The sequence below is a fragment of the Kluyvera sp. STS39-E genome (assembly GCF_040932435.1).
In the GTDB taxonomy this organism is placed as follows: Bacteria; Pseudomonadota; Gammaproteobacteria; order Enterobacterales; family Enterobacteriaceae; genus Kluyvera.
In genome coordinates this window covers 45,211-63,084 of record NZ_JBFQGA010000009.1, presented here as the reverse complement: position 1 = coordinate 63,084, position 17,874 = coordinate 45,211, and the positions used below count along the sequence as shown (strand labels likewise).

The following is a 17,874-nucleotide window of genomic DNA, read 5'->3' as shown; positions in this document are numbered from 1 at the left end:
AGGTCAAGGTCGCACCAATGAATCTATTTTCTGTTTACGGATTGCGCAGGCAGCGAAGCGCGGTGACGGCAATGTTCAGCGATTCCATTACGTAAAAGAACATAGTTACGCTATGTCGCTCATGATGCGATTTTTACCGCTGTGTTTAGCGTCATACAGCAGGCTATCCGCACGCTCTAGCGCTTCTTCAATGCGCAACTCACCCTTCATGCACATACCTCCGCTAAAGGTCACGTGGAGATGGGGTTCACGGAACTGGCGCTGGTCGCAGGTTTCCCGCCAGCGGTTCAGATACCCCAGCGCATCAAGCGGAGTTATTCCTTGGAACAGCACGGCAATCTCTTCACCGCCGTAGCGATAGAGGGTGATGTTATCCAATCCGCGCAGTCGCATGCCGAGATCTGAGACCGTTTTCAATACCATGTCGCCGGTGGCGTGGCCGTAGGTGTCATTGATGGCTTTAAAATTGTCGATATCGATAAGGGCCACACATACATCGGGCGACTGCTGGTGGAATTCAATATCGTTATCAAAAGCACGCCGGTTTTTAAGCTCGGTTAAACCGTCGGTTAGCGCCTCATTTTTGATAGCCTCTTGCTGTGCGCTGGAATTATGGATCTCCTCGTACAGAAGCTGTTCGGCGGCTTTTTGCTCGATGGCGCCGTTACGAATGCTGTTGGCGATGCGAATATAAAGAGCGTTGAGCGCATTGCGCACTGTCCACCAACAGAAAAGCAGCCCCATCAGCGCAAAGATCAGGCAGTAAAGGACATTGGCACTCTTGCCGTAGATCTGCTTGTCCATGTCTTGTGCGCTAACCTCATGCACCATCACCCAGCCGCTGTTGCCAATGCTGCTATAGAAATACCAACTCTTGGTTTCGGAAAGGTAAAAGGAGGCGTTATTGCTGTGCATCTTCGCGGCAGAGGCGGCAACGGTTTGTAAACTGAGCGTTCCTTTTTCGCTGGCAACTAACTGCCCTTTGGCATCAATAATCCACGTCTGACCCGGCAGGGGGGAACTGGCGGAATTGATGACACTTTCACTGGATTTCTTGTTCAGACGAATCGCCATGACCCCGACCTTTTCTCCGTCTTCACCGTTAACCAATGATTTAGAGATAGTTAGCGTCTGTGTGCCATCGTCAAAAATATCCTGACTGTGGGTATAGTGCGCGCTGTCAAAATCGTCTTTTGCCGCACTGACGTACCAAATATGGCTGCGGGCATCAATGGTGAGCTGGGCCTCTTTGGGGAGTACAACATTGGGCACACGAATAAACTTTCCTTTCCTGTCGGCGTACACCAGTGAACGTACGTCCGGCATGGCGTTAAAGCGCTCGAATAACCAGTGGCGAAGTGTGTCGTCGTTTTGTGTAGTGATGATGCCATCGCTGGTGTCGTCAAACTGGCGGAGCGTCTCATCCAGCATCTTTTCATAGCCGATAAGATATTTATGGGTGTAAATGGCCAGATTCTGCACAAACCGCATGTTCTGCCGTTGGTAGGAGGATTTAATCTCATACCACTGGACGGCCATCAGCAGAGAACAGATTAACGTTAGAACACAGGCCGTTATCATAAAATACATATTTAACGGTCGGCGGAAATTCAGGTTTTGAATCACGGCTTTCTCCAAAGCAAAATCAGGCATTCCATTTGCATAAAAACAACGTACTCGCAACACGTGTTATTTTGGATATATACATTTAATCGCAGAGTGTATGTATAAAGGGGGCTTTTTTTAAGGAGCGCATAGTACGATCTGAACCATTAATTGTCAAAGTCGATTGAATTGTCTGATATCGATCGATGAAACCGATCTGGATGAATAGCATTAAAATCTCAGTTTGTAGCGATCAATAATGAGTTATCGATCGGCGAAAGCGATCTTTATTCTTTTGTTTTATTTAAAAAATCAAATAAAAACATACGGTTAAATTTGATTTGTGGAGTTATTATTATCTTTTCTATATTTTCGGTAAAAATAATAAAAATTAATCTATCCGTTTCTATTAATGTTTTTTCTAGTTGTTTGTTTTACGGTTGCTAGTGTCTGGTGTTATTTCTCTGGAAGGTTTATTTCCCGCCATTGCGGAAATAAATATTCCTTAACTTCCTCTTCAAATATATATGTTTGGGAAAATAGGCGATGATCAATGGTTTGATGCGCAGAGCATCTTCACGCGTGGCAAGCGGCAATAAAAAGGCTAGCGAATTGTCGCTAGCCTTGAGCCAGTGTATATCCGAAGACCGTGAGGTGACTAAACCATGCTGCGGCTGATTATCTCATCCTGGACTTCTTTGCACAGTTCAACAAAGAAAGCGCTATAACCGGCCACTCTAACGATCAGGTCACGATAGCGCTCGGGGTGCTGCTGGGCGGCAAAGAGGGTAGCGTTATCGATACAGTTAAACTGCATCTGCCCGTTACCCATAATTGAAGCCGTACGCAGCAGGGTGGTGATGGCGTTTTTGCTTTCCGGCGTATCCAGCGCATGTGCACTCAGCTTAAAGTTATGCGCCATTCCGAGGCTCATCGACTCAACGTTGAGGCGCGAAATGGATTTGATGATAGCGGTAGGGCCTTGGCTATCTGCGCCCTGCGTCGGACTCATGGCATCGGAAAGCGGGGCAAACGCCGCGCGGCCATCGGGCGTGGCGCCAATCATCCCGCCAAGCGGCGTATTAAATGATTGAGATAGCGTGCCATGGATATGGCGGGCATACAGCGAAGGGTACTGGTTCATCCGCTTTTCGGTGTAGTCGATGATGTCGGCGGCTATCAGATCCGCATACGGATCGTCATTACCGTATTTGGGCGCGCTTTTACAATCACGGCGCAGCGCTTCGAATCCTTCCCAGTTGGCGTCCAGCGCATTTTTGATTTGCGAAAGCGTGTACTTTTTATCGTCAAACACCAGCCGTTTGATGGCGGCCATGCTGTCAACAAACGTCCCCAGACCCGCAAATATGGTGCCCGGCCCGTCGTAGCATTCGGCACCGCCCGCCGTGACATCTTTGCCCGTCTGCATGCAGCCCTGCACAAACAGCGACATATACGGCGTTGGCGTGGTATCACGGAACACGCGCTGAATAATATTGCTGCCTTTCGTATTCATGGCGATGAGGTAATCGAGCTGACGTTTGACCAACGCGTCAAATTCTTCATAGTTCGCCAGCGCATCGATGGCACCGGTATCCAGCCAGCGCTTATCACCATATGACTTGAGCATCCCGCGGTTTAGCGCCATTTCCAGCGTGATGGGCCACTGGGTAAATCCACCGGCGGTCCATTGGTGCATGCGTCCAGACTTTTGTGGCTCGACGCAGCCCATTAGGCAATAGTCGCGCGCATCGTCAAAATCGAACCCTTTGCGCAGCATTATCTTGATATGGGCATCGTCAAAGTGGCAGGCGGGCATGCCGATTCCGGTTTTAATGATATCGGTGATTTTGTCCAGATAGCGCTGCGGCGACTGGTTGTGGATGCGACAAGACAAAGACGGTTGATAGACTTTGACCTTCTCCACGGCCTCCATGACTAAGTAGGTCAACGCGTTGGTGCCATCGCCGCCTTCTCGCCGCAGACCGCCGACGGTCATATTGATAAAGGGCATATAGCCGGCGAAATATTTGGCGGTGGCGCTTGGGGTATACCAGATCATTTCCGAACATTTGATCAAGAAGCAGCCAAGCAGTTCTAGGGCGTGGGCATCATCTAACCGCTGGGCCGATTTATCACTGGCAAAGTAGGGGAAGACGTACTGGTCTAGGCGGCCAAGCGAGGTGCTGCACTGATTTTCCTCAAGTAAGAACAGCGATTGAATGGTCCAAATGGCTTGTAACGCTTCATGAAAACTGCTCGGCGGGTTGGCGGGTACGCGCGTGTTAACGGCGGCAATCAGTTCGAGTTCAGCTTTGCGCTGTGGGCAGCGCTCTTGCTGCGCCAATTCTAGGGCGTAGGCCGCCAGCCTCGTGGCATAAATTAAAATCCCGTCGCAGATTTCAAGGGCCGACTGATAAAAAGCGATGCGCTCGCGGTTGTCATCGACGTCGGGAGATAATGACTGGAGGGCGCTTTGTGCCTGCATTCTCAGGCCATTTATGCCGTGTTTGAATAAGATATTGTCGTAGCCCGGGCTGGTATCACCGCCGCCGCTGGTGATGTGGTAAGTCAGGTCGCTTATCGCGGCGGTGATGCCAAACTCCCAAAGCTCTTCATCTTCTTCGCGCAGTGTTTTTTCGCAGGCCTCCGCCAGTGACTTTCCCTGCCAGAACGGAAACAGCGCGTCGCGCATAGTCCGTTTATCCGCTTCGCTGATGAAATAAGGGTCCTGTGGGCGCGTGCCGATGGTGTCGAGTTCATCGGCAAGCCATTGCCAAGCGGTATCGGGCGAAAAGGCCCCGGCGCGGGGTTTACCGCAAGGATGACCCACAATCAGTTCGTTGTCTTGAATCAGTAAAGGCGCAGTTTCACAGGCGCGACGGAACCCTTTTGCTCGACGAAGATTGGCGGGAAGGTCCGGATATTGTTGATAGATTTCGGTAAACGCCAACGCGCGGTGAAGGGTAATACTGGGCTTGGCGGCAAGCCACGCGGTTTTCAACTGCTGTAATCGTGTTGGGAGAGGGCTATGGGATAAGCTCATCACGGATGCTCCGAGAAATGATGGGCTACCTGACGCTGCGGTGCGTTGAATGCGTGCCGCAACGTCAGGTATTGAGGGTTACATACCCGAGAACACGTTCATGATGATCCCGCCGCTGATAATCAGCACCATGGCGAAGATGGCCGGCAGGTCAGGTTTTTGCTTATAGAGGATCATCGAGCAGATGGTCACGCCGACAATACCGAAACCGCACCACAGTGAGTAGGCCACGCCCACCGGGATGGTGCTCATCGCGCGGGTCAGCGCGAAGTAGCACAGCGCGTAGGCGCACACCACCAGAATCGACGGCGCCAGTTTGCTAAAACCGTTGGTCTTTTTGATCATCGAGGTGCCGGTGATTTCGGAACCGATAGACAGTGCCAGCCATAAAAATCCGAGATTAAACATATGAAATTCCTTTTCTATTAGTTGGCAACGTTTTTATCGAGGGTGGAAACCGGCGTCGGCGGTGTCTCCGGCTCTTCTTCATGACCCATTTTCGAGAACAGGTTCATAATCACAATGCCGCTGGCGATGATAGCCATGCCGATAATGGCCGCCGTATCCGGGTGCTGGCCGTAGAAGGCCATACCGAGCGTGGACACAACCAGAATACCGGTGCCAGACCAGGTGGCGTAGGCCAGCCCAACCGGAATATCCTTCACCGCGCGCGACAGCGAGTAGTAGCAAATGCAGTAGAGCACGACGATCAGCGCCAGCAGCAGGGTTTTGGTGGTCCCTTCACTGGTATCAAACATTTTCAGTGATGAAGTTGCCGAGGTTTCAGACACGATAACCAGCAGCATCCATAGCCAACATTTTGTTTTCGAGGACATAATCTAAACTCCAGGGTTTATACCCGTCATACTTCAAGTTGCAGGTGCGTTGGCTGCGCTCGCTCACCCGAATCACTTACTAGAGTAAGCTCATCGGGACTCACTCACCGCATGATTCGGCCTGAAGGCCTCACCCCTGAAGGGGCCAGCGCAAGCGCTGTTCAAAACGCCAATACCGTTTTGTCCTGCAACTCGAATTATTTAGGGCATCTTATTGAGGTAAGGTTATTTTTCTTTGTGCTTTTAAATAATCGACGGCGGCATCGGTCATCACGGCGTTGGGCTTCCCGGCGAGTGACGGATTATTGACGATATCTGTGACAGTCAGATAACGACGCGTCGTCTCGATTGGTGCTGCCTGAGCGCTACCCAGTGCCAGCTCCTCCAGCAGCGCGTTCATGGTGCATAAGCTCACGCCGCAGTTCGTCAGTTGGGCCAGCGTAGCGTCCACGTGCGCGACATAGGCGCTGTCCTCAACCGCTCCGCGCAGTTGGTTTAGCTCGCTGTGCGGACAGCAGTGGTAACGCAAGGCCAGCACCGGAATTCCGGCCAGCAGGGCGTCGTGCAGGCGGCGCGCCACGGGGTTTTTCAGCGTACCGCTCACCAAATCAACGGCCAGCGGATAGTCGAGAAACGGCACCACCACGGCCTTATAGCGAGTGATTGGCCCATCGGTGGCAAGCTGCGTTTCGCCCAACGCCTGCCACTGCAACGCATCTTCCAGTCCGTCGTCTAGCGCCAGGTGCAGGCGTTCACCGCAGCCGGCCAAACGCTGGCGAATAGCGTCGCGATAACCCGTTCCCGGCGTCACCATGACCAGCACCGGCGGCTGCAGGCGGGCCACAATAAGCGTCACCAGACGGTCGAGTTGTGAGTCGGTCATGCTGGCCTCCATTAACGAACTAACGTCACCTGTGCGCCGTTCTTCAGTCCGGCAGCGTTGGCTTCTTCAGTGTCGATGTGGAACTCAAGGGCAAAATCTTCCCGCACCCGCACCACGACTTCATCAAAGGTGAGCTGCCGTTCGCCGTCGCTGCGTACGCTGACCTTCTGCCCGTTGCAGACATGTAAGCGGCGGGCATCGGCAGGCGACAGATGTATGTGTCGCCAAGCGCAGATCACTTGGGATGTCAGCTCGACGTGGCCTTTCGGCCCCACCAGCAGCGCGCTGCCCGCGCCGTCCAGTTGCCCGGACTCGCGAACCGGCGCTTTGATGCCCAGCGCAAAGCAGTCGGCACGCGATACTTCAAGCTGCGTGACCGGGCGGGTTGGGCCAAGCACACGCACGTTGGCAAGCTGTCCTTTGGGGCCGACGATGGTCACGCACTCTTCAGCGGCAAACTGTCCCGGCTGACGCAGTGGTTTAAACGGCGTGAGCGCGTAGCCTTTGCCAAACAGCGCCTCGACGTCGGCCTGTGACAGATGGACGTGGCGGTTAGAAATGCCGACCGGGATCCCCGGCGCGGCCTCATTCAGTCGGGCGCTGATTTTCTCCTGTAGCAGGGTGTCGATCATGCCTTTTTCCCTTTCTTGTGCGCGGCATTTTTGTCATCAACCGCAGGCTCAGGTGAGAGGGCAGGTTCGCTTACCGGCGCTTCGACGACCTGTGCGGTCGGCGCTGGTGCTGCCGCTTTTGCCCGTGGCGGGTGCCCTTTCAAATTGCTCATCGCCTCAACGACGCTGCGTTCCGGACGGGCAATCACCAGCGAGTGAACCTGTGCATCAATCGCTTTTGCGACCTCAACGCCGCGTTCCACGGCGGTCTGCACTGCGCTGATCTCGCCTTCAAAACAGACGCTGACCAGCCCTGAACCGACCTTACGATAGCCAATGCAGGTGACACCTGCAGCTTTACAGGCCGCATCGACGGCCTGAATGGCGGCGACCAATCCTCGCGTTTCAATAACGCCTAAACTTTTCATTATCGGCTCCTTTAATGACGCACTAAGCGAATATCAAAATCAAACTGGGCGAAAAACGTTTCCAGCTTGTCCAGCTCTTCGACGCTGTAGGTCGGGTCCTTTAAGATTGGGTAGGGCATTTCCAGACGCTCATACTTTTTGCGCCCGAGTTGGTGGTACGGCAGCATATCGATGCGGCGAATATTTCCGCGTTTCGCCAGCTTCTGTACGTAGTCAATTGCCCCGGTAATCGCTTCCCACGAATCGTTATATCCGCGCACCAGCGGCATACGTACAATCACGCTGGCCCCGGAATCCACCAGCCACTCCAGGTTGCGGCGAACCCCTTCGTTGCCGATGCCGAACAGCGATTTATGGTGATCGCTATCAATCTGCTTGATGTCGAACAAGAAGGTGTCGGTGACCGGCGCCAGCTTCTGGTAGTTGGAAAGCGGCGTGGTGCCCTGGGTTTCAACGGCGGTATTGAGCATCATCTTTTTGCATTCGCTGAACAGGGCGACGGCAAAGTCGGTCTGTAGACTCATCTCGCCGCCGCCGATGGTGACGCCACCGCCGGAGGAGATATAGAAGTCATAGTCCTGCATGATGATTTCCATCAGTTCGCTGACGGTGACGTCTTTGCCCATAATATCCAGCGCGCTTTGGGTGCAAATTTCTTCGCACTTGCGACAGCCAATACAGTCTTTATTACGGTTGACGAAGTGCTTCATCTCACCGTTTTCTTCCGCGCGATAGTGGATCCCCGCCGGGCAGACGTTGACGCAATCGCCGCAGTTAATGCACTTATCCTGTGAGAACATCACCTGGAACTGGCTAGACAGCCCTTCCGGGTTGGCGCACCACGGGCAGCGAATATTGCAGCCTTTGAAAAACACCAGCGTGCGGATGCCATCGCCGTCGTAGATCGAATATTTCTGAATATTGAAGATTCGACCGGTTAATTCTGTCGTATTGCCAATCACGCTTGCCTCCTGAAAACGTCGGACTTCCTTGTCCGTTTGCTGTCCGTGTTATCAGAACTTCTCAATCACCGTACGGCTGATGATCTCGTCCTGAACTTCTTTGCACAGCTCGACGAAGTAGGCGCTGTAGCCCGCCACGCGAACGATCAAGTCGCGGTATTTTTCCGGCTCCTGCTGCGCTTTTTTCAACACTTCGTTATCGACGTAGCTGAACTGCATCTGGCCGTTGCCGAGAATCGATGCGGTGCGCAGCAGCGTAATCAGGCCGTAGCGACCTTCTGGGGTATCGAGCAGCCCCTTGAGGAACTTGAAGTTGTGCACCATGCCGATGTTCATGGTTTCCACGTTCATCTTGCTGACCGACTTGATGATGGCGGTCGGGCCTTGCTTATCCGCGCCCTGGGTTGGGCTGATGCCGTCAGAGAGCGGCATCCACGCCAGACGGCCGTTCGGCGTGGCGTTGGTCAGCTCGCCGATTGGCGTATTGTTGGAAATTGACAAGGTGCCGTGGCTCAGCGTGGAGTAGAGCATTTGGTATTTACGGCACTCGCGCTCGGTCCACTCGGTGATATCCAGCGCGTACTGGTCGACGTAGTTATCGTCGTTGCCGTACTTCGGCGCGTTGAGACAGTCGCGGCGCAGGCCTTCATAACCTTCGAAGTTCGCCAGCATCGCGTCGCGCATCTGCTCGAGGGTGTATTTTTTGTCTTCAAACACCAGTTTGCGAATGGCAGCGAGGGAGTCGACGTAGGTCGCCAGACCCGAGAAAATCAGCCCCGGACCGTGGTTGACCATCGCACCACCGGCGGCAACGTCTTTGCCTTGCTCCATGCAGCCTTCCACCAGCAATGACATCAGCGGCTTCGGCGCCACGTCGCGGTGCACGCGCTGGCTGATGACCGTACCGATAGCCGACAGGCGCACGATATGGGCGATCTGCTGCTTCACCGCGGCATCGAACTGCTCGAAGGTGTGCAGGTCTTTGAGGTCGCCGGTATCCAGCCCCTGATAGCTGTCAAACAGCACCATGCGGCCACGGTTTAAGACAAACTCGATAGCAATCGGCCACTGGGTATAGCCGGTAGAGGTCCACTGGTAGATGCGGCCCGATTTTTGCGGCTCGACGCAGCCCATCAGGCAGTAGTCGCGGGCGTCTTCAAAATCGAAGCCTTTACGCAGCATCATCTTGATGTGTGAGTCATCGAAGTGACAGGCCGGGAAGCCCATGCCCGCTTTGACCACGTCGACGATTTTTTCCATGTACTTCTGCGGTGACTGGTTGTGAATACGGCAGGCCAGCGATGGCTGGTAGACTTTCACAAAGCGCACGGCGTCCATAATCAGGTAGGTCAGGTCGTTACAGGCATCACCGCCGGAACGTTTCTGACCACCAACGGTCAGGTTGATAAATGGTTGATAACCGGCGAAATATTTCGCCCCCAGCTCGCTGGACATCCACATCAGTTCAGCACATTTGATGATAAAGGCCTGCATCATCTCCAGCGCGGATTCATGCGTCAGGCGGCCTTCGCGGATATCGGCTTCAAACATCGGGTAGCAGTACTGGTCAACGCGGCCCAGCGACAGGCCGGTTTGGTTCTCTTCAATCTCAAACAGCGACTCGACGGTCCAGATACTTTGCAGCGCTTCCTGCAAGGTTTTCGGTGGATTTGCTGGAACATTTTGGTTCACGTCGGCGATGGTCAGCAGCTCGGCGCGACGCTGGGCGTTTTGCTCGACGGCGGCCAGTTCACGGGCGCGGGCGGCAATGCGATGGGAATAATTAATCACCCCTTCGCAGGTTTCAATCGCCGCTTTGTAGTAGTAAATGCGGTCGATATCGTCCGGGTTTTCCATGCTGAGGCCGGCGAGATGTGCTTCGGCGTCGGCTTTAATGCCGTTCATCCCTTTGGTGAACAACAGCACGTCGTAGCCCGGACAGGTGTCGCCACCGCCGTTGATTTGATGGTAGGAGAGGTCGCTGACGAAGGTTTCGCCGCTAAATGCCCACACGCCCGCTTCGCGGTACTGGGCTTCACAGATTTCATCCAACGAGCGACCTTCCCAGAACGGTACGATCTCTTCGCGGATGGTTTTCTTATCGGCTTCGCTGATTTCGAACGGATCCTGCGGACGAGTGCTCATGGTGTCGAGTTCGTCGCGTACCCAGCGCCAAGCGATATCCGGAGAGAATGCGCCCGCACGCGGTTTGCCGCACGGATGGCCGACGATCAGCTCATCGTCTTGAATCAGGATTGGCGCGGTTTCGCAGGCATGACGGAAGGCTTTCGCCCGCAGCAGAATGGTTGGCATGCCAGGATTGGCTTTCACCACTTCGGTAAACGCCAGCGCACGGTAGATAGAAACGCTAGGACGTACGGTCAGGTAGTGATCGCGCAGGCGCTGCATACGCGGCGTCAGCCCTTCTGCCGTGGAAGTGGTTTGTGCGGCGGCAAACGGCACGTGGCTGACCGGCTGCACGCCTTTAAACAGACGCACTGGCAGATTCAGCGCGCTGAGGTTTTGCTGGGCGCTCAGGAACATGTCGGAGAGCGGATTAATGCTGGCGTTTTCAAGGCTTGCACCGTGGAGCAGGGCATCGAACATCGGATAACCGTCAACGGCACAGGCGGCGCGCACTTCGCTCAACTCGGCAAGTTTAAGCCACAGGTTTTCGACGATCTCATAGGCTTGAGCGTCGTTAAGCGCGCCATTGGCGATGTCGTGCTGGTAGAACGGCAGCAGTGCTTTATCGGCGCCTTCCGGGTTAACGGCGTAGCTGCCGTTGTCCAATTGGAGCGCCAGTTGAAACAGGTAAAATGCCTGGCAGGCTTCTTTAAAGCTGCGCGCCGGATGAGCCGGAACGTGGTGCAAAATGGCGGCGCTTTCCAGAAGTTCGGCCTTGCGGAAGGTATTGGTTTCGGCGGCAGCCAGCGTCTCGGCGCTGTTTGCCAGATTCTGCGCCAACGCCATCAGCCCGTCACAGGCGTAAATGGCTGCGCGGCAACCGTTGACTTCATCCATCCCGCTGCGGCTAACCGCACTGCCCAGTGAGCGGGTTTTTTCTTCTAGCTGATGTTTAATCGCCAGTACGCCTTTCTCAACCACCAGCTTGTAGTCCGGCGAGTCGATAGCGCTATTGAGATTTAAAAACTGGAAGGCCGAAGGGCGCAGCGCCGCGTTTTCGTCATGGAAAATCGCACCGTGCAGCTTGCGGGTTTGGTTGCCGACAATCAGTTCGTCGGCGCTGATGGTAAGCGGCAGCTGGCGCATCAGTTCATAGAAGCGGCGCGCCGGTTTAACGGCGGCAGGAACGCCGGCGATATCGCTATCGAGCGCGTTCAGCGTGGTGGCATGCTCGGTGCACAAGGTGCTTTTTTGTGAGAGTAGACGTTCTGCCAACACTTTGACGCGCGGCGTTAAGCTGTAGTGGGCCATGTAGTATTCTCCAGATGTTCTTATTGGTTGCCGGCATTTTGCCGGGTGGCGCTGCGCTTACCCGGCCTACATCAGGCGTTACCCGTAGGTTCGGCGATAGAGTTCAGTGAGCGCCTGCGTATCCGGCGCGCGTGGGTTGGTCGGGGTGCAGCTATCGCGCAATGCCTGACCGACCATTTCCGGCAATCGACGCTCAAAATCGGCGGCATCGACGGCGGCATCGCGAATGCCCGCAGGCATCTGCATCTCTTCTTTCAGCGTTTCAATGGCCACCAGCAGGCTGGCAACGCCTTCACGGGCGGTGCTTGCCGGCAGATCCAATAAATGCGCCAGACGGGCATACTTGCGCGCGGCGTCGGTATCGCACTGGCCGTCAAAATCAGCGTTCCACGCCACGACGTTGGCCATCAACAAGGCGTTGGCGCGACCGTGGGGTACGCGGAACACGCCGCCAAGCGCATGGGCCAAGCTATGGGTGATGCCCAGCGAGGCGTTGGTGAACGCCATCCCGGCCATGCAAGACGCGTTGTGCATTTTTTCGCGGGCCAGCAGGTCTTTACCGTCGCGCCAGCAGGTCGGCAGATAGCGAAAGACCTGCTGCACGACTTTCTCCGCCAGCGCATCGGTAAAGTCGCTGGCAGCGCGGGAAACGTAGGCCTCCAGCGCGTGGCACAGCACGTCCATACCGGTGTCGGCGGTAATAGCGGGTGGCACCGAGGCCACAAGCGTAGGATCAAGAATGGCGATATCCGGCAGCAGCGATGGGTCAACCAGCACCAGTTTTTCGGCGTGTGCTTTGACCACCGAAAAACTGGTGACTTCAGAACCGGTGCCGCTGGTGGTCGGGATAGCCACAAAGCATGGGCGTTCACGCGCGGAGTCCGGACGGGTCTGTGCCAGGGCGAAAATAACCGCTTTGGCTGCATCAATCACCGAACCACCGCCCAGCGCAATCACCAGATCCGGATAGCAACTGTCCATCCGCTTCATTCCGCGCACCACGGTGGCGATATCCGGGTCAGCGACCACATCGTCCCAGATCTGGAAGTCGATGCCGCGTTGACGCAAAATCTGCGTGACGCGTTCGGCCAAGCCAAATTTCACCATCGCCTGGTCGGTGACCAGCAGTGCGCGTTGGGCGGAGACTTCGGTCAGTGACGACAGCGCGTCCTGACCAAAGCGGATCCGGGGTTTCAGCAAAAATTCACTCATTGGGTTATTTACTCCTCAGCGTCCCGAAACACGTTCTCGACAATGGCAACTACCGACATGGCCTTGTAGCGCTCTTTGTTAAGCGCCAAATACTCTTCGGCCAGCACGATGTCGTGCATACCGGCCCCCACGCTATCGACGGCGACCCAGGTCTGGTTTTGCATCGGCTGCTGGTCATCATCTAATTTGCTGATGAGCAGCAGGTTGCTTCCCCGTAGCTCATCGCATTTCTGCGTGGCGACGACATGTCCGACTACCTTTGCGAGAATCATTGTTTTTATCGCCTTATATCAATGTGTTACTTACCAAGGCGTTCCAGCACTTGGCGGATGACGCGCTCGACGTTTTGCTCGCTGATCTCGCCTTCTACGCTTGCCGGTGCGCTTGCTGCGAAGCGATCGTCCGCATGTACGGCGTGGCTGGCAGGTGCGGGAGCGGCGAAGCGGGCATCGTCAAGAATGCTGCGGCGCGGGTCGGCGGCAGGGGCGGGAGCGGTGATGGTCGGCTGCGGTTCTACGCGGCTGCCCGGTGCTCGCAGTTCATCAATGGAACGCACGCCGTAGCCCACTTTGCGGATATTCAGCAGGTTCATCGGCCCGACGTTATCAGAGCTTGATCCGCCGCCAACAGCACCGCAGCCGAGCGTCAGCGCTGGGGTGATGTTGGTGGTGGCGCCGATACCGCCGAGGGCCGCGGGCGTATTAATCAGGATGCGGTTCACCGGTTTTTCAAGGCAGAACTGGCGGATAACGTCCTGATTACGGGTGTGGATGACCAACGTATGGCCGAGGCCTTCGTTGGTCAAAAGCTCAACCACGCGATGGCAGGCGGCTTTCCAGTCCTCTTCCACATACAGGCCAAGTACCGGGCACAGTTTTTCGCGGGAATACGGGTTTTTGTGGGAGACGGTGGTCTGTGCAGCAATCAACACACGGGTGCTGGCAGGTACGCAGAAGCCCGCCATCTGGCTTAAATACAGCGCGGTTTTACCCACCACTTTCGGGTTGATAGTGCCGTTTGGACGCAGCAGCAGGGCGGCCATTTTCGCGGCTTCGCTCTCATTCATAAAGTGCGCGCCCTGGGCTTCCAGTTCGCGATGCACTTCGTCGTAAATGCAGCGTTCAACGATGATTGACTGCTCTGAGGCGCAGATCACGCCGTTATCGAAGGTTTTGCTGGTGATGATATCTTTCACCGCATGGTGGATATCGGCGCTGCGTTCGATAAAGGCCGGGCCGTTACCCGGGCCACCGCTGATGGTCGGCGTGCCGGAGGCGTACGCTGCGCGCACCATGCCTTCACCGCCGGTGGCCAGAATCAGCGACACATCTTTGCTGTGCATCAGCTCGGAAGTGGCTTCCAGCGTCAGTTCAGTGATAGCGTCGACAATCCCGACCGGCGCGCCAGCGGCTTCGGCGGCACGTTTCACAATCTCAATCGCCTTCCAGCTACACTGACGTGCGCCTGGATGCGGTGAGAAGATAATGGCGTTACCGGCCTTCAGGGCGATAAGCGTTTTGTAGATAACCGTTGAGGTCGGGTTGGTGGAGGGTACTAGCGCACAAATCACACCGAGCGGCACGCCCACGTCCATCACTTTTCGTTGTTGATCGTCATGAATGATGCCGACGGTCTTCATATCTTTGATGGCGTCGTAAACGCGCAGCGAGGCAAAACGGTTCTTCAGAACCTTGTCCTGCCAGTTACCAAAGCCGGTTTCTTCAGCGGCCATTTTCGCCAGCGATTCGGCGTGGTGCGCCGCTTCCTGGGCCACGTTTTTCACGATGGCGTCGATTTGCTGTTGCGAAAAGGTGGCCATAATCGCTTGCGCCTTTTTGGCGTTGCGCACCCGTTCTCTCGCATTCTGGCGGGAGAGCAAATCGGTATCCAGTTCAATCATGAGTCTATCCTTCATCAGACTAAAAGAGTGCAGACGGGGCGTGCCCGCTCAGTCATGCCTTGTGCTGCGCCGCGATTTTTTCGATGTCGTTGTGCGGACGCGCAATCACGCGGGAGGTGACAACTTCACCAATGCGTTTCGCGGCTTCTACGCCGGAGTCGACCGCCGCGTTGACCGCGCCAACGTCGCCTTTGACCATCGCGGTAACGAGGCCGGAGCCGACGTTTTCATAGCCGATAAGCTCGACGTTAGCGGCTTTACACATCGCATCTGCGGCTTCGATACAGGCCACCAGACCTTTGGTTTCAATCAGACCAAGCGCTTCTTTCATCATGTTTTCTCCGGTTACTCGATAATTTTGTAGTGCGAGATAATTTTGCTGATGTCGTTATGCGGACGCGCAATCACCAGCGACGTCACCACTTCACCAATGCGCTGTGCGGATTCCACGCCGGAATCAACCGCCGCTTTTACCGCGCCGACGTCGCCTTTCACCATCGCGGTGACGAGGCCGGAGCCGACGTTTTCGTAGCCGATAAGCTCGACGTTGGCGGCTTTACACATCGCATCTGCCGCTTCGATACAGGCCACCAGACCTTTGGTTTCAATCAGACCTAATGCATCACCCATTTGCGTTCTCCCAGCGTTATGCTCTGTGGCTTACGCCTTGTGTTTAATGACGATTTTGTTGATGTCGTTGTGCGGACGTGCAATCACCAGCGACGTCACCACTTCGCCAATTCGCTGCGCGGATTCCACGCCGGAATCGACCGCTGCTTTCACCGCGCCGACGTCACCTTTCACCATCACGGTGACGAGGCCGGAGCCGATGTTTTCGTAGCTAATCAGCTCAACGTTGGCGGATTTGCACATGGCATCCGCGGCTTCAATGCAGGCCACCAGACCTTTCGTTTCGATAAGCCCTAATGCATCACCCATGGTTCTCTCCTCTGGACTGTTGTGTGATTTCAGGAAAACCGTCCGTGTCACGGCGTTAACCCACGGCAGCGGCGTTCGAGGGTTACTATAGGGAAGGGGAGGCATGTTGGAATTTAAATCTGTCAGTGATGCTGATTTAGAATATCGTTCTTTAATTTAGCCTTTTATGGTGGTCTATTTATCTATTCATGCTGATTTTTCGGTGTGGATTTTGCTTTCGATGTGGCAAGTTTTAGTGCGTTTTTGCCGAGGGCTTTGTGTGTTATAAAATTGCTAAATAATTACATTGGCAGGGTAAAAAGGCCGACAGGGAACTGTGGGGGGAATCATGTTTTATGACGGAACCTAAACGCAAAAAATGCTTTTTTATCAGCGGGAAAAGTGGGTTAAAAATGCAATGTGCGGTGGATCACACTAAATGAGTGGGTCTATCTGGTGTTTATGCCTAACCCTTGGCGGCTGTGCCTGATGACGCTTCGCTTATCAGGCCTACGGATGGGGTGCGGAGAGGGTGTTGTAGGCTCGGCAAGCGAAGACTGTACCTGATGGCGCTTCGCTTATCAGGCCTACAGATGGGGTGTGGAGAGGGTGTTGTAGGCCCGGTAAGCGAAGCGCCACCGGGCATTGCTGGGAGCAGCAGCCCTATAAAGGCATGGTCTTTTACGATACGCGACGGACTAGTCTAGCTTGCTGCCGGACTTCAGCGTGCAGATCCACAGCGGTGAGTTGATGGAACTCAGTAAAATAGCTTTGTCATTTAGCTTCTGTGCGTTCAGAAAAAGCCCGTCGTGGCTGTCGGACATTTCGCGCATAAAATAATCGAAGATGACGTTGGGGGACTGGTCGATAGACGAAGCGCTAGATTCCCACTGACTTATCCGATAGTGGCGTTCGGTGGCGGAGATGCGTTTGCTGCTATAGGTGAATTTGACATAGCGCTGGAGATAGAGCCAGCCCGCGGCGGAGTCGGTATACCCTTCCACCACCATCGAACCTTTGCCGTGGCTGCCGAAGGTAAAGTGGATATTGCCGTTGACGTTTTCCTGGTCCATGTTTTCAAAACGCATGATGCCCTTGGTTGAACAGCTCATCACACCGTCATTTTTGGCGGGCAGCAGTTGCCAGGCGCAGAAGGCGACGGCGGCGATAAAGACCACCAAGCACAGGGCAAAAAACGGACGCGGCGCGAGTCTCATTACGGCTTCCAAGAGTAGTAAAAGTAGTTATCACAGTAGCTAAACGGATTGTCTTCGTGCATGGCGCAATGGGCGAGGAATACGCGCCCGAGGCCGTTGGTCTCGAGCCTGTCGCCGTAGAAGAACAAGAAGCGCTCGCCGGGTTTACAGGTGACATTCAGCCGCCGGCGGACTTCGTCGAAATTTTTGCCGTATTCGTTGGCGGAAACCGAGCGCAGCATTTCGTCGCTCGCCAGCAGTTCACACTGGCTGTGGCTTATTTGGCTCAGGGCAATCGGCCGCGATTCGCTGACCCCAACCCAACTGAATACGACCAGCAGCAGCGAAATCACCAGCAGGGCAGCACCTGCCATGTACCAGCACATTCCATGGGCATGTGCTGTGCGCGGCTCAATGGGCGCTTCTTCAACCGCCACTGGCTGTGCTTCGTCGGCGAGCGGTTTGGGAAGCGGCAAAGGTGCGGCGGGCGACTCATCAAGCGCTTCAATAATGACTTCTGGATTGAGCTGCAGATAGCCGCGCGAGACGGTGACGATAATATTGTCGATACCGTAGTGGCGGAACGTTTTGCGCAGCATGCTCAGATACTGGTTGAGGTTGCTGTTAGACGAGGTTAATCCGTTGTCGTCCCAGACTTTTTTCAGCACTTCATCGCGGCTGATAATGCCGGTGTTGCGCAGGAAAAAATAGAGCAGGGCGCTGGCGGTGATCGACAGCTGGCTGTCCGGCTCATCGCTTTGCGGCAGCGTTAACGTGCCGTCCGTCGCGTCATAAATAAAACGGGCATTGATGTTGTAGCGCATCGCGGCCTCAGCAGT

16 protein-coding genes and 1 pseudogene are annotated in these 17,874 nt (G+C 55.0%); all 17 read right to left on the bottom strand.

Features of this window, described 5'->3' with window-relative positions; genetic code table 11:
• Positions 1-105: 105 nt before the first annotated feature.
• Positions 106-1,491: a diguanylate cyclase gene (locus AB4K05_RS19345; protein ID WP_368481498.1), complete on the bottom strand. Its 1,386-nt coding sequence runs from the start codon at positions 1,489-1,491 to the stop codon at positions 106-108.
• Positions 1,492-2,263: 772 nt separating this feature from the next.
• Positions 2,264-4,621 (bottom strand): annotated as a pseudogene (gene cutC / locus AB4K05_RS19340) (choline trimethylamine-lyase); the annotation flags it as partial.
• Positions 4,622-4,729: 108 nt separating this feature from the next.
• On the bottom strand, positions 4,730-5,059 hold the full coding sequence (locus tag AB4K05_RS19335; RefSeq protein WP_368481497.1) for a multidrug efflux SMR transporter: 330 nt from the start codon (positions 5,057-5,059) through the stop codon (positions 4,730-4,732).
• A gap of 17 nt (positions 5,060-5,076) precedes the next feature.
• Positions 5,077-5,487: a multidrug efflux SMR transporter gene (locus AB4K05_RS19330; protein ID WP_368481496.1), complete on the bottom strand. Its 411-nt coding sequence runs from the start codon at positions 5,485-5,487 to the stop codon at positions 5,077-5,079.
• Positions 5,488-5,698: 211 nt separating this feature from the next.
• The gene (locus AB4K05_RS19325) at positions 5,699-6,370 is read right to left on the bottom strand and encodes a hypothetical protein (protein WP_368481495.1); all 672 of its coding nucleotides are present in this window, start codon (positions 6,368-6,370) and stop codon (positions 5,699-5,701) included.
• Positions 6,371-6,381: 11 nt separating this feature from the next.
• On the bottom strand, positions 6,382-7,002 hold the full coding sequence (locus tag AB4K05_RS19320; RefSeq protein WP_368481494.1) for a phosphate propanoyltransferase: 621 nt from the start codon (positions 7,000-7,002) through the stop codon (positions 6,382-6,384).
• The gene (locus tag AB4K05_RS19315) at positions 6,999-7,409 is read right to left on the bottom strand and encodes a BMC domain-containing protein (protein ID WP_368481493.1); all 411 of its coding nucleotides are present in this window, start codon (positions 7,407-7,409) and stop codon (positions 6,999-7,001) included. Before AB4K05_RS19315 ends, AB4K05_RS19320 begins: the two co-directional genes overlap by 4 nt.
• A gap of 11 nt (positions 7,410-7,420) precedes the next feature.
• Positions 7,421-8,368 (bottom strand): choline TMA-lyase-activating enzyme, encoded by a 948-nt coding sequence (gene cutD, locus AB4K05_RS19310; RefSeq protein ID WP_368481620.1) that lies wholly within the window; start codon positions 8,366-8,368, stop codon positions 7,421-7,423.
• Positions 8,369-8,422: 54 nt separating this feature from the next.
• Positions 8,423-11,809, bottom strand: coding sequence for a choline trimethylamine-lyase (cutC, locus tag AB4K05_RS19305; RefSeq protein ID WP_368481492.1), 3,387 nt, complete (start codon positions 11,807-11,809; stop codon positions 8,423-8,425).
• A 78-nt stretch (positions 11,810-11,887) separates the two neighbouring features.
• On the bottom strand, positions 11,888-13,021 hold the full coding sequence (locus tag AB4K05_RS19300) for a 1-propanol dehydrogenase PduQ (RefSeq protein WP_368481491.1): 1,134 nt from the start codon (positions 13,019-13,021) through the stop codon (positions 11,888-11,890).
• Between the two features lie 8 nt (positions 13,022-13,029).
• On the bottom strand, positions 13,030-13,293 hold the full coding sequence (locus AB4K05_RS19295) for a EutN/CcmL family microcompartment protein (protein ID WP_368481490.1): 264 nt from the start codon (positions 13,291-13,293) through the stop codon (positions 13,030-13,032).
• A 26-nt stretch (positions 13,294-13,319) separates the two neighbouring features.
• Positions 13,320-14,921, bottom strand: a complete 1,602-nt coding sequence (locus AB4K05_RS19290; RefSeq protein ID WP_368481489.1) for an acetaldehyde dehydrogenase (acetylating) — start codon at positions 14,919-14,921, stop codon at positions 13,320-13,322.
• A 52-nt stretch (positions 14,922-14,973) separates the two neighbouring features.
• Entirely contained in the window at positions 14,974-15,252 is a 279-nt protein-coding gene (locus AB4K05_RS19285; RefSeq protein WP_002442217.1) for a BMC domain-containing protein, read from the bottom strand.
• A 14-nt stretch (positions 15,253-15,266) separates the two neighbouring features.
• Positions 15,267-15,551: a BMC domain-containing protein gene (locus tag AB4K05_RS19280; protein WP_062778384.1), complete on the bottom strand. Its 285-nt coding sequence runs from the start codon at positions 15,549-15,551 to the stop codon at positions 15,267-15,269.
• Positions 15,552-15,581: 30 nt separating this feature from the next.
• Positions 15,582-15,860 (bottom strand): BMC domain-containing protein, encoded by a 279-nt coding sequence (locus AB4K05_RS19275; protein ID WP_010634659.1) that lies wholly within the window; start codon positions 15,858-15,860, stop codon positions 15,582-15,584.
• A 677-nt stretch (positions 15,861-16,537) separates the two neighbouring features.
• Positions 16,538-17,056, bottom strand: a complete 519-nt coding sequence (locus AB4K05_RS19270) for a FidL-like protein (RefSeq protein ID WP_368481488.1) — start codon at positions 17,054-17,056, stop codon at positions 16,538-16,540.
• Positions 17,056-17,859: a transcriptional regulator gene (locus AB4K05_RS19265; RefSeq protein ID WP_368481619.1), complete on the bottom strand. Its 804-nt coding sequence runs from the start codon at positions 17,857-17,859 to the stop codon at positions 17,056-17,058. Before AB4K05_RS19265 ends, AB4K05_RS19270 begins: the two co-directional genes overlap by 1 nt.
• Positions 17,860-17,874 lie beyond the last annotated feature (15 nt).

Excerpts from the sequence above, each read along its gene's own strand:
- cutC (WP_368481492.1), bottom strand. The coding sequence starts at position 11,809 with ATGGCCCACTACAGCTTAACGCCGCGCGTCAAAGTGTTGGCAGAACGT.
- AB4K05_RS19275 (WP_010634659.1), bottom strand. The coding sequence starts at position 15,860 with ATGGGTGATGCATTAGGGCTTATCGAAACGAAAGGTCTGGTGGCCTGC.
- AB4K05_RS19290 (WP_368481489.1), bottom strand. The coding sequence starts at position 14,921 with ATGATTGAACTGGATACCGATTTGCTCTCCCGCCAGAATGCGAGAGAA.
- AB4K05_RS19345 (WP_368481498.1), bottom strand. The coding sequence starts at position 1,491 with ATGCGGTTTGTGCAGAATCTGGCCATTTACACCCATAAATATCTTATC.
- AB4K05_RS19315 (WP_368481493.1), bottom strand. The coding sequence starts at position 7,409 with ATGAAAAGTTTAGGCGTTATTGAAACGCGAGGATTGGTCGCCGCCATT.
- AB4K05_RS19285 (WP_002442217.1), bottom strand. The coding sequence starts at position 15,252 with ATGAAAGAAGCGCTTGGTCTGATTGAAACCAAAGGTCTGGTGGCCTGT.
- AB4K05_RS19325 (WP_368481495.1), bottom strand. The coding sequence starts at position 6,370 with ATGACCGACTCACAACTCGACCGTCTGGTGACGCTTATTGTGGCCCGC.
- AB4K05_RS19330 (WP_368481496.1), bottom strand. The coding sequence starts at position 5,487 with ATGTCCTCGAAAACAAAATGTTGGCTATGGATGCTGCTGGTTATCGTG.
- AB4K05_RS19280 (WP_062778384.1), bottom strand. The coding sequence starts at position 15,551 with ATGGGTGATGCATTAGGTCTGATTGAAACCAAAGGTCTGGTGGCCTGT.
- AB4K05_RS19270 (WP_368481488.1), bottom strand. The coding sequence starts at position 17,056 with ATGAGACTCGCGCCGCGTCCGTTTTTTGCCCTGTGCTTGGTGGTCTTT.
- AB4K05_RS19295 (WP_368481490.1), bottom strand. The coding sequence starts at position 13,293 with ATGATTCTCGCAAAGGTAGTCGGACATGTCGTCGCCACGCAGAAATGC.
- AB4K05_RS19320 (WP_368481494.1), bottom strand. The coding sequence starts at position 7,002 with ATGATCGACACCCTGCTACAGGAGAAAATCAGCGCCCGACTGAATGAG.
- AB4K05_RS19300 (WP_368481491.1), bottom strand. The coding sequence starts at position 13,021 with ATGAGTGAATTTTTGCTGAAACCCCGGATCCGCTTTGGTCAGGACGCG.
- AB4K05_RS19335 (WP_368481497.1), bottom strand. The coding sequence starts at position 5,059 with ATGTTTAATCTCGGATTTTTATGGCTGGCACTGTCTATCGGTTCCGAA.
- AB4K05_RS19265 (WP_368481619.1), bottom strand. The coding sequence starts at position 17,859 with ATGCGCTACAACATCAATGCCCGTTTTATTTATGACGCGACGGACGGC.